A 12,334-nucleotide genomic window follows, 5' to 3' on the forward strand; every position below is an offset into this window, starting at 1 on the left:
TAAATTATGGGTGGTAAAAAACAATGTTGTGTTTAGGGAAAAGTTGTAAATTGATAGTTCATCAAAGAAAAGGAGGTATTCATGTTATCTACAGTATATTCATGGAAACCAGCGGTTGGTATCGCCTAACCGGGTTAGTCCATTCAAGAAACTGTGACGCGGACGCGTCTGGGCCACACCTGTAACGGTGTGGCTTTTTTATTTCCCGGCTATCTCATAAAATAATATTTATATTTGTATAAACACAAATATAATGACCGCCATCAATCATGAAACATTACTGGAATACGGCTTTGTATTTCAGCAGGTTAAACGATCCTACAGAATTGACATCAACGGTGCGGCATTCGGAGTGGTGCAAAAAGGCGACCAATGGCTGGCCTCTCCTATTCCAATGGAATTTGCCTCCCTCAGTAATGTGGAGAGTATGGAGGAGGTGGAAGAGATGATTGGAAGCAAGTTGAAATAAATAATTACGAATTGCGAATTACGAATTACGAATGTAGAAAAGATTAAAGCGAAGGTTTAAGGAGACAACTATTAGATCTCTTTTAATCTTCGCTTTAATCTTCGCTTCTACATTCGTAATTCGCAATTCGTAATTCGTAATTATTTTATCTCCTCTATTATCCTCACAAACTCCTCTCTCTGATCCGCAAATACATTATGTGCGGCATTCTCCAGGTAAAATACACGGGTGGTTCCGGTCATTTTCTCCAGGGATGCGACCTGTTGTGGTGAATACAGGCCATCTTCCTTGCCGTAGATGCCGTAGAGCCTTGTTTTGTTGGCGATCAGCTTTTCCAGGGTGGCGGTGAGGCTGAGGGTGGTATACTTTTCATGTTCCCAGAAGCCGCGGGCGGCGAGGGGTTGCATCAGATTGCCGTATTTCTGCAGGGTTTTGTCTGCCGCCGCTTCCTTATAGATGGCTTTGGCCGCTGCGGAAGGATGTTTCGGAGCATAGAAGCCGTTAAGCATGGCGTGGCCTAAAGTATAGGAGCTGTACTGGATGGACGCCGTGTCCATATTTTCGATCATGCTGATATAGTTCAGGTTGGTGCTGTCTTTGCGGGCGGTATAGATTTCCTTCACATGTTGCAGAATGGTACGGAATGATTCCTGCATGGATACAGGAGCGCTCACCATCACTACAGCTGCTGTGGCAGCGGGATGTTGCGCGGCATACAGGGCTGCCACTACCCCGCCGAAGCTGTGCCCCATCAGGATGGCTTTTTTCAGGCCATAGGTTTTATAGATGCCGGCAAGATCGTCGAACGTCTGCGCGAAGGTAAAACGGGCAGCCGAATCCACAGAACGCCCTTCTCCGCGCCGGTCGTATACGATTACATAGAAGCCTTTGTCTGCCAGCTGTTGCGCAGCAGTTACCTCGAAATTAACGGCGTTATATCCGGGGCCGCCGTGCAGGAAAATTACCGCTTTGTCTTTTGGGTTGCCAAACGCTTTCGTATAAAGGGTTTGCGCTTGTGTGTACAGGGATGCCAGCATTAATGCGGCTATCAGCAATGTTCTCATCAGGGAGTATCAGTATTTAATTTTTAAAATTAAAAAAATCACAGCAATGTAACCGCAGGAAATATAGATTTGTATTTTTGTAACTATGAAGATAAAATTGAGTATTGCCGCCGTTATACTGACTTGTGTGTTCAGTTCCTTCACCCTGCAGCGTTCAGAGTACTGCAACGCGAGGTTCGGATTCTGTGCCGGATATCCGAAAGGATTTACGGGCAAGGGAGAATCGGCCAACGGTGACGGACAAACGTTTACTTCCGCAGACGGCAAAGCGGTAATACTGATCTTCGGCGCCCTGGCAGATGACACCGACGTGGAAGGCGATATTGTGCAGGACCGCTTCAGGACAGCCAGCAGCGGTTATAAGGTCGTATACAAAGTCATTAAGCCCAACTGGTTCATCTTCTCCGGAACAGATAAGTCCGGCAACACCGTTTACTGCAAAACCGTTAAGCGCAATATCAAGTACATGGGCGAAGACCCGACAGATGTATTCCAGACCATTATGATCACCTATCCGCCGGCCGATCAGGAAAAGTACAGGGACTATTGCGCCTATATTGCCGGCAGCCTGAAATAATCTTTCCAGGCAGGTAAAATTCCCGCGGAAAGTTCGGAAATTGACCTATCTTACCCGGTCAGAAGACAGACAGTATACCATCATTACAGCGCTCATGACAACCAACATGGACCGCAGCCTTCCTTCTGAACTAAAGAAAAGTGAACATGAATGATTCCCGGCCAGGGCCATGGAATATAATATTGTACCTGTATAATTTTCCGGCGAGATGAAGCACGATACGGCGCCTGATGCCGCCACCAATATACAACTATGGGACATGCTGCGTAACGGTGACCAGGAATCACTGGTAAGCCTGTACGAAAAAATGTATTTCCCGCTGGTCAGCTACGGCATACGTATCTGCGGAGATGCAGAACTTTCCAAAGATACCATCAATGATGTTTTCCTGGAGATATGGGATCAGCGCGGCCGCCTGCCGGCAGTTACCAACGTGCCATCCTACCTGTATACCTACCTGCGGCGCAAAATTATGGCCGGCATCCGCAGGAACCACAAAACCCAGCTGGCAGCCAGCGCCTATGCCACCGGCGCGATAGAAGAACTGTCCTACGAAGCACGGATCGTAGCCGTACAAACCTCGGAAGAAACCAGGCAGAAGGTACTCCGGGCGATCGCCCGCCTCACTCCCCGCCAGAAAGAGCTGGTGGAGCTGCGCTATTTTGACGGCCTCCCTATGGAAGAAGTGGCGCGCCGTACCGGCATCACCACCAAAACAGCCTACAATACGCTCGGCAGCGCCCTGAAAATACTTTCAGCGGAATTCTCTCTCCTCCTGTTGTTATTACTGCGCCACTGACCGGCACTGCCGTCCTTCTGCCAGTGAACGGATTACATTTACCACAAAAAGCCAGGCCGGCAACTGTAGCCATTTTTAAGAGATGCTGACCGGCCATCTGCCACAGGCAGGAAAAAAAATAAAAAATATTTTCTGTTTTCTTGGGAATAACCAGGCATTGCTTACACTATATATCAGCAGCACAGATCATGAACCAGCTATTCAACACACCGGAAGACTTATTACAGGACGATTCTTTCCTGCAGTATTGCATGGGAACAGATGAGGAAGCTATCGCAGCCTGGGAAGGCTGGCTGGCAGCGCATCCGGAGCAACATGATCTGGTGGCCAGCGCCAAAGAGATATTTGAAGTCATCAACGGGCAGCAGGGGCAGCTCAATGCCGCCGTCAGCCAGTTCAGGCAGCTACTGCAGGAGCGGGCAACGGAAAAGCCTGTACGAAATATCCGCTGGTGGCAGGCTGCTGCAGCGGCTGTACTGATGCTGACAGCCGGTACCGCTGTCCGCTTTTACACGCGGCCGCCACAAAAAGTGGCGCAGCAGGTACCATCAGATATACTGCCCGGCCATACCAAAGCTGTGCTCACCCTCGGCGACGGCGCCACCGTTACCCTGGATACCAGCGGTCGCAGCAACCACCAGGAAAAGGACGGTACCCTCATCCATGAAGATAACGGCCGGCTGGTATACGGCGCTGCCGGAAAAAACCAGGAGAAGATTGTCTTTAATACCCTTACTACGCCCCGTGGCGGCGAATACCAGGTAGTGCTGCCCGACGGCAGTAAAGTATGGCTCAACGCCGCTACTTCCCTGCGCTTCCCTACCCGCTTTGCCGGCAACGAACGCACCGTGTACCTGAAAGGGGAAGCCTATTTTGAAATTACACCTGACGACCGGCAGCCATTCCACGTGGCGCTGGACAACGGACTAAAGATAAGCGTGCTGGGCACCGCCTTCAACGTTATGAATTATGCAGATGAAACCACCATTAACACCACCCTCGTCAGCGGTAAGGTTAAAGTCACACCACCCGCCGGGAACGCAGTATTGCTGGCTCCTTCCCAGCAGGCAGTACTTGCCGGGAACAATCAGCAGCTGACTGTCAGTGAAGCAGATACAGATAAAGTCACTGCCTGGAAAACAGGTATGTTCGAGTTTGAAGATGATGACCTGCCCGCCATTATGCGGCAGCTCGCCAGATGGTATGATGTAGAGGTAGCCTATACCGGCCGTATACCTGACATGCATTATTCCGGCTCCATCCGCAAACAATCCACTTTGTCACAAGCCTTACGCATTCTGAAAACAGCCGGCATACGGTACACCGTTCAGGACCGGAAAATTATTATCACCGCAAACCAGTCAGAATAAATTATCACAGATCAATCAAAATAATTTATCAGGCAAAAAAAAATCCGGAGACGTCGCCACGTCCCCGGAAGGCATTGTCTGGTAAAGCATGTAAACAATTATTGTCGTAAAGCTTATTGCTCACCAAAAAACGTAACAAAGTTATGCCATTTAGAAATGCCGTCAAACACCGGCACAGGCCGGCGTGCGCGCAAATGCTGAAAGTTATGAAACTAACTGCCTTTTTGCTGCTGGTCATTGCCCTCCAGGTAAGTGCAACCGGCTATTCCCAAAAACTCACCCTTGACATGCGGAATGTACCGCTGGCAAAGGTCCTGAAGGAAATCAGGAAACAAACGGGATACACTTTCTTCTACAATACCGAAATGCTGAAACAGGCAAAGGTATCCATACAGGCAGAGCAGGCAGGCCTGGAAGAAGTGCTGGGCAAATGCCTCAACAGTGCCAGGCTGAACTACAGCATACTGGACAACACCATCATCCTCTCCGCAAAAGCCACCGGCAGCGCTGACGAACAGCCGCAGCCCGTTGCCAACATATCCGTATTCGGTAAAATCACCGACGCCCTCACCAGCGAACCGCTGACCGGCGCCTCCGTAAAATTGAAAGGCACCACCAAAGGCGTCACCACAGATGCTAAAGGGAACTTCTCCCTGCAGCTGCCCGATGGCGGCGGTATACTGGTGATCTCCTTCATCGGCTATGAAACCATCGAACGCAACGTATCACAGGCGGGCGAACTGAACATCACCCTCAAACCGAAAGCCGTACAAACAGAAGAACTGGTAGTAGTAGGCTATGGCACCCAGAAAAGAGGAAATGTGACCGGCTCCGTTTCTTCTGTCCGAATGAGCACCCTCAGCGCCAACGTATCCAAAAATATCAGCAGCGCCATCCAGGGCCGCGTACCCGGTGTTTCCGTGGAAGCATCCAGCGGCGCGCCCGGCTCCGGCCTCAACATCACCATCCGCGGGTTAAGCACCCTCGGCAACAACGCACCCCTCTACATCGTGGATGGTATCTTCGTCAACAGCATCGACGGCGTAAGCCCCAACGATGTGGAATCCATCGAAGTACTGAAAGATGCAGCCACCGCCAGCATCTACGGCTCCCGCGCAGCCAACGGCGTAGTCATCGTTACAACCAAAGGCGGCAGAAAAGAAGCGCCTCCGAAAGTAGAAATTGATTCCTGGTTCGGCGTACAATCCATCCCCAAAAGAATGAGCCTCCTCAACGGGGAACAATGGACCAAACTCATGAGCGACAACATTACCGGCATCCCCGCATACAATGGCATCAATACCGACTGGCAGGATGCTATCTTCCGTCAGGCCACCATCACCAGAACCAACCTTAATCTCAGCGGCGGCTCCAAAAACTTTACCTACAACGTTTCCGGCGGATACCTCAAGGAAAACGGCACCATGATTAATACCGACTATGCTGCCGCCAACTTCCGTGTGAAAACACAATACGAAAAAGGCATATTTAAAGTAGGCGAAACCGTTATCATCAAAAGAGGCGTTACCCGCCTGGCGCCTGACGGCGGCGACCAGACACACAGCCTCGTCGGCAGCGCCCTCGTCATGCCCTCCACCGTTCCGGTATTTGATCCTACCCAGGATCTCGGCGGTTACGGCAGAAGGCCCATCTACATGAAGAACCTCTCCAACCCGGTGGCCCGCCTGGAAATGATCAACAGAAGCTCCAAAGATCTCTCCCTGCTGGCCAACGCCTTTGTAGAAGTAAAACTTATCGAAGGACTGAAATATAAATTCAATGTTGGTCTGACTGAAGCACAGAACAACGGCCGCACCTTCACCGGCATCTATCATGACGGTAATACCGGCAACCAGATGCCCGACCTGCAGGAAAATACATCTACCACCAACTCGTGGCTGGTAGAAAACACCCTTAACTACAACAAAAAACTCGGTAAACATAACCTCGATGTATTAGCCGGATACACCGCACAGAAAAATACCACTTCCGGCTTCAACGCTTCCCGCAACGACCTCGCCACAGGTACTACCGTACTGAACACAGGTACTGCCAACTCACAGAAAAACGGCGGCAGCGCCAGCGTGAACGCTATCCTCTCTTACTTCGGCCGCGTGATGTATTCCTACGACTCCCGCTACCTGTTCACCGCATCTGTGAGAAGAGACGGATCTTCCCGCTTTGCAAATGACTATCAGTTCGGCTCCTTCCCGTCTTTCTCCGCCGGCTGGAACATGCACAATGAAAACTTTTTCTCCGGTATCAGAAATATTGTCAGCAACCTGAAACTGCGCGGCAGCTGGGGTGTGCTGGGTAACCAGGAAATCGGTAACTACCTGACCCAGGCAGCTATCACCAATGGCATCAACTATGTACAGGGCAATGAACTGTGGCCCGGCGCTACAGTCAGCTCCTACGCTTCTCCCACCGACCTCTCCTGGGAAGAAACAAAAATCACCAACGTGGGCGTAGATGCAGGCTTCCTCGACAACAGGCTCTTCTTCATCTTCGATGTATTCCATAAAAAAACTACCGGCGTATTACTCGATGTACCCTTCCCGCTGTCTGTCGGTAAAACGGGATCGCCTACACTGAATGCCGGCGTTATCCAGAACAAAGGTTACGAAGCCTCCATCGAGTATGCTGACAAAAGCGGCGATTTCAACTACCGGGTTGGTTTCAACCTCGCACATACCAAAAATGAAATGACGGCCATCACCATCGGTTCAGGCAGACAGGAGTTCGGAGACATCTCCAGGGCCAGAGTGGGCGCACCTATCGGCTCCTTCTTCCTCATTAAAACCGATGGTATCTTCAATACCGTTGAAGAAATTCAGGCATACAGCAAAAATGGCGTACCTGTTCAGCCCAATGCACAGCCCGGCGATATCCGCTTCGTGGACTTCAACGGCGACGGTAAAATTGACAACGGCGATGTACAGAACCTGGGCAGCCCCTTTCCTACCTTTACCATGGGCCTGTCCGGCAACTTCTCGTGGAAAGGCTTTGACCTGAACATCTTCCTGGAAGCCATCACCGGCAATAAAATCTATAACGGCAGAAGACAATGGATGGAGAAAATGACAGAGGTGACCAACCTCTCTACTTCCGTACTCAATGCCTGGACACCGCAAAATCATACTGACTTCCCGCGCTTTACCTTATCTGATCCGAACAACAACAAGCGCGAGAACAGCGACCGCTGGCTGGAAGATGGATCCTATCTGCGTTTCAAGCGCTTTGAGCTGGGGTACAGCCTGCCGCGCAAATTAACCGGCGCCTGGGGTATTGAAAAACTCCGCGCCTTTGTTTCTGCAGAAAACCTCTTCACCATCACCGGATACAAAGGTTACAATCCGGACCTGGGGCAGGACTCCCGCACCGGCACCCTCTCCAGAGGAATGGATAACTCCTGGGATGCCTATCCGCTGTCACGCACCCTCCTCTTCGGTCTTAACCTTACCTTCTAATTGTCAAAACCGCATTGTAACATGAAAAAATCAGTCAGATATATAAGCGCTATGGCCATCGCGATGATGCTGGCCGGCAGCTGCAACGAAAGGGATTTCCTGAAGCAGGATGATCCTAACAGGGTGATTGAAAATAATTTCTGGAAAGATGAAAACAGCATCAGTATGGCGCTGGCAGCAGCTTACAGCCCGCTGCGCCTCCCGCTGTACGGGTACTGGGGCGCTTTCACCGGCGTACAGGACATCAACGCCATGGGCGACGATGTATTTACGCTTCCCGGCGAAGAGCCATCTACCTGGGCTATCGCATCGTATACCAACGACGAAAATAACAGCGACGCCGCCGATATCTTCGACAGAACCTACCAGTGCATACATCGCTGTAACCTCATCCTGGCAAGGATTGACAACATCCCTATGGATGCTGCCAAAAAAGAACAGTATATCGCCGAAGCAAAATTCCTGCGAGGCCTCTCCTACTACATACTCGCCTCCAACTGGGGCAGCGTGCCGGTAAGAACAGCGCCGGTAGAAACCACCAACGCCTATGCAGCGCCCTGCAACAGTAAAGAAGAGGTATGGGCGCAGGTAGTGAGCGACCTCTCCGCCGCTAAAGACAAACTGCCCGTCATCCGCGACAGCAAGGAAAAAGGCCGCGTTACCAGCGGAGCTGCCATAGCATTCCTGGGCAAGAGCTACCTGTTCATGGAGAAATACCCTGAAGCAGAAGCTACCCTCAGCCTCCTTTCGAAGGCGCCGTATAACTATGCGCTGGTAGATAATTACGAAGACAACTTCACTGATGCGAACGAGTTCAATACGGAATCCATCTTCGAGTGGAACTGCGCACCGCTCGGCGATCCCTACGGACCCTGGGGCGCAGAAACCGCCAACTCGCCTATGTTCAACTACCTCCCGCAGTTTATCGGCCCGGTAGCTGGCGGCGGCTGGTTCAAGTATGTACCTTCCAACTACATCGTGAGTGAATTCATCCGGGAAGAACGTCCGAAAGGCTCCTCTACGCGGTTCGACAAAAGAATGTATGCCTCCCTCATGTGGAAATATTCTTTCTTCGGCGAAACGGATAACACCTGGTACAACAGCAAAACCTTCGACGAGCTGTGGAATTCCTCGCTGCTGAAGATTAAGCGCCTGTATCCCGACACTAAGCTGGACACCACTACCAACGGACGTTTCCTGATTAAAAAATATACAGGCGCCTGGCGCAAGGTCGCAGATGCTGATAACTACTGGGGCGCTACACCTTCCACCGCCAACTACCGCGTGATGCGTTTCGCAGAAGTATTGCTCCTGCGCGCAGAAGCAGCTGCACGCAACGGCCATGCCGGCCCGGCCCTCGACGACATCAACCTGATCCGCAAAAGAGCCGGCCTGGATCCTAAAACATCCGCCCAGCTCCCCGGCCCGGATCAGCTGCTCGCCGAAATAGACCACCAGAAACTCCTGGAATTATTCTTTGAACAAAACAGGATCTATGATCTGAGAAGATGGAATAAATCTGCCGCCCAGTTACAATCACTCTTCCGCAACCGGCAAAAACAAGGCGCCAATACATTTGCCGCCAAACATTATGTTCTGCCGATACCCGCCAGGGAGTTGAATTCCAACCCTAAGGCAACGCAGAGCGAGTTGTGGCGATAACATTTATTTGAGATTTGGTTATTTGATTATTTGAGATTTAGTCATTTAAAATGCAGCGGAGATTTTCGGGAGAATCTCCGCTGCATTTTAAATGACCAAATCTCAAATAATCAAATAATCAAATAAAAAAAGTTGGACCATGAAAAAACTCCTCCCCCTTTTCCTGTTTTTATGCAGTTGCAGCAGGACTGCGAAAATAAATGTCAGCATGAATGCTCCTTCCTGGATGCAGGATCAGCTCAGTGTTTCCGTACAGCAACCGGATAAGATCCCTGCTGTTTTTGCTGATGGATATATATTGATGAATCAGCGGGATGATCCGGGGAGTATGCTGATCACAGATGCCGCCGGACACATTGTATGGTACCATCAGGTGAAGGGAACAGGATGCAAGAGTGCGCATTTCACACACCGCAAAACTATCCTGTGCATACTGGGAGATAAAACATATCCTACCAGCTACGGTAACGAGATCCTGGAAATCAGCCTGACCGGCGATACCCTGCTGCACCTGAAGAAGGGAACGGGCGATTTTACCAGTAATGTACATCATGAAGTATTGCTGACAGCAGACGATCATGTGGTGATGCTGACCAGCACGGAGAAAATTGCTGATCTCCGCGCGCAGGGCGGCGGAGAAAGGGATACGGTTAAAAGCGACGGCATCCTGGTAACAGACCGGCACGGGAAAAAGATATGGCAGTGGAGCGTGTTCGATGTGCTGGACCCTGCGGCCGATAAAGACATACTGCATACCCGCAGCGACTGGATGCATGCCAACAGCCTGAGCTTTGACAAAGACAGCAACTACCTGATCTCCTTTTATAACAACGGGCAGATATGGAAGCTGGATGCAAAAACCGGCAAGGTACACTGGAAATTCGGCAGGGGCGGTGATTTCAGCTATCCTGATTCTGCCGGCTTCGATATGGGACATGCCGTGCACCTCAATGCTGATGGTGATCTGATGCTGTTCGATAACGGTGTCTCCCGTCAGCAGTCCCAAACGCTGGCTTTCCACCTGGATCTCCGTCACCGCCGCGCTACCGTGAAAATAAAAGCCGTACTGCCGGCTTATCTTTTCAATGAACGCATGGGCAGCGCTTATCTGACCGACAATAACAGCATCCTGCAATGCAGTTCCAAACGGAATACCCTTGTGCTGGGTAACCGCGAGGGCACACCACTGTGGACAATGCGATGCACTTTTATTCCGTACCGCGCGGAATTTATTTCCAGGGAGCAACTGCTACCCTACATCTTTAACTAACGCCACGATATGAAAAGAACTTCCGTCATCCGCAATAGCTGCGCTTTTTCCGCCATCGCAGCAGTGATAGTATGGTCCTGCAATACCGCCACCAACGCCAGGGAACAGGCGCCGGTTCCTGCCGCGCCGGCAGCCGTACTGCTACACGTGGATACCACCGCCATTCCGGACGATAAATATGGCGAAGCTGTCCGCTACGGCCGTGCCCTGATGCTCAACACCGCTTATTATATTGGTCCTGACGGCACCAGCGGCAAATACCTCGGCAACCGCATGAACTGCACCAACTGCCACCAGGATGCGGGTACCAAACCTTTCTCTTTCAACCTGATGTTATCCCATGAAAATTATCCGCAATACCGCGCCCGCGAAGGCCAGGTACTCACCCTCGCAGAACGCGTCAACAACTGCGTTACACGCCCGCACAACGGGCGGCCATTACCGCTGAACAGCAAAGAGATGGTAGCCTTCCTCGCCTACTTCCGCTGGATCAACAGCTTCGTGCCCAAAACACAACCGCATAAAGGAAGTAAAAATCTGCCTGTCACCTTCCCCGACATCGCTGCCAGCCCGGTACGCGGCGAAGCCCTCTACCAGCAACATTGCGCCCGCTGCCATGGCAACAGCGGAGAAGGGCAGCTCCGGCCGGACAACATCACCTACACCTATCCTCCCCTTTGGGGCAAATACGGATACCAGCCCGGCTCCAGCATGCACCGCATCATCAAACAGGCCCAATGGCTCAAAGCCAACATGCCCTACGACAAAGCCACCTGGAACCGCCCCTTCCTCTCCGACGCCGAAGCCATGGACATCGCCGCCTTCGTCAATGACGACAGCCGCCACCCACGCCCGGATATCAAAAACTACGACTACCCCCACCCTGCAGAAAAAGCCATCGACTATGATAAAGGCCCCTATGCAGATACGTTTCCGGCAACCCAGCATAAGTATGGTCCCTATTTGCCGATTACAGACTACTATGAGAAAAGAGGGATGAAAGCCAGCTACTGATTGGAATTAATTACGAATTACGAATTACGAATTGCGAATGTAGAAGCGAAGATTAAATCGGAGATTTAAGGAGATAACTATTAGATATCTCTTTTCATCTCCGATTTAATCTTCGCTTCTACATTCGCAATTCGTAATTCGTAATTCGCAATTAAAAATTATATAAGTCTTTCCGATAATTGTATAAGCCCATTTCCCGCTTTACCCGTCAACTTTGTAGCTGTTCTAAATCCTTATTTATGCAACAGATCATGGATGATATAAAAGCGGTGGTGGCAGCAGTGTATGCGGGGGATTTTGTATTCCCGGCAGCATTTGATTTTGCCGCCTATATCAGCGGAGTATTGCGGCAGGAGTATGCGCAGCTCTGTCTGGTATTTCTGGAAGACAGCGGCAGTACGCTGGATCATTATATATTACGGTATCGGGTAGAGAAGATCAAGGAGTGGCTGGTGTATTCGGATGCTTCCCGCCAGGAAATTGCCACGCGGCTCGGTTTCAGGGATGCGCGGCAGATGGCGGCCCGGTTCAGGTCAGTAACAGGGCTGCTTCCCGGCCATTTCCGGGAGATACGGAAATCCAAGGCGGCTATCAGGGATATGCCTTTCCGCCAACCTTAAAATTATATATAAAAGACCC

At 50.9% G+C, this 12,334-nt stretch carries 10 protein-coding genes; 9 read left to right on the plus strand and 1 reads right to left on the minus strand.

Annotation, left to right across the window (positions count from 1 at the left end):
- Positions 1-253: 253 nt before the first annotated feature.
- The gene (locus GWG06_RS21500; protein WP_160715882.1) at positions 254-469 is read left to right on the plus strand and encodes a hypothetical protein; all 216 of its coding nucleotides are present in this window, start codon (positions 254-256) and stop codon (positions 467-469) included.
- A gap of 140 nt (positions 470-609) precedes the next feature.
- Here GWG06_RS21500 and GWG06_RS21505 read toward each other — a convergent pair whose 3' ends face one another.
- Positions 610-1,533: an alpha/beta fold hydrolase gene (locus GWG06_RS21505; RefSeq protein ID WP_160715884.1), complete on the minus strand. Its 924-nt coding sequence runs from the start codon at positions 1,531-1,533 to the stop codon at positions 610-612.
- 85 nt (positions 1,534-1,618) lie between these two features.
- On the opposite strand from GWG06_RS21505, the gene GWG06_RS21510 reads away from it, so the two are divergent.
- From GWG06_RS21510 to GWG06_RS21545, 8 genes are all read left to right on the plus strand, one after another.
- Entirely contained in the window at positions 1,619-2,110 is a 492-nt protein-coding gene (locus GWG06_RS21510; protein WP_127041939.1) for a hypothetical protein, read from the plus strand.
- A 208-nt stretch (positions 2,111-2,318) separates the two neighbouring features.
- Positions 2,319-2,909 (plus strand): RNA polymerase sigma factor, encoded by a 591-nt coding sequence (locus tag GWG06_RS21515; protein WP_127041941.1) that lies wholly within the window; start codon positions 2,319-2,321, stop codon positions 2,907-2,909.
- A gap of 188 nt (positions 2,910-3,097) precedes the next feature.
- The gene (locus GWG06_RS21520; protein ID WP_160715886.1) at positions 3,098-4,279 is read left to right on the plus strand and encodes a FecR family protein; all 1,182 of its coding nucleotides are present in this window, start codon (positions 3,098-3,100) and stop codon (positions 4,277-4,279) included.
- A gap of 206 nt (positions 4,280-4,485) precedes the next feature.
- Complete coding sequence (locus tag GWG06_RS21525; RefSeq protein ID WP_160715888.1) at positions 4,486-7,749, plus strand: TonB-dependent receptor; 3,264 nt, start codon at positions 4,486-4,488, stop codon at positions 7,747-7,749.
- 21 nt (positions 7,750-7,770) lie between these two features.
- Positions 7,771-9,411: a RagB/SusD family nutrient uptake outer membrane protein gene (locus tag GWG06_RS21530; RefSeq protein ID WP_160715890.1), complete on the plus strand. Its 1,641-nt coding sequence runs from the start codon at positions 7,771-7,773 to the stop codon at positions 9,409-9,411.
- A 139-nt stretch (positions 9,412-9,550) separates the two neighbouring features.
- Positions 9,551-10,681, plus strand: coding sequence for an aryl-sulfate sulfotransferase (locus GWG06_RS21535; protein ID WP_160715892.1), 1,131 nt, complete (start codon positions 9,551-9,553; stop codon positions 10,679-10,681).
- Between the two features lie 9 nt (positions 10,682-10,690).
- Entirely contained in the window at positions 10,691-11,695 is a 1,005-nt protein-coding gene (locus GWG06_RS21540) for a c-type cytochrome (protein ID WP_160715894.1), read from the plus strand.
- A 239-nt stretch (positions 11,696-11,934) separates the two neighbouring features.
- Positions 11,935-12,315, plus strand: a complete 381-nt coding sequence (locus tag GWG06_RS21545) for a helix-turn-helix domain-containing protein (RefSeq protein WP_127042084.1) — start codon at positions 11,935-11,937, stop codon at positions 12,313-12,315.
- Positions 12,316-12,334: the final 19 nt, after the last annotated feature.

Origin of the sequence: Chitinophaga solisilvae (genome assembly GCF_009928525.1) — a bacterium.
Lineage (GTDB): Bacteria > Bacteroidota > Bacteroidia > Chitinophagales > Chitinophagaceae > Chitinophaga > Chitinophaga solisilvae.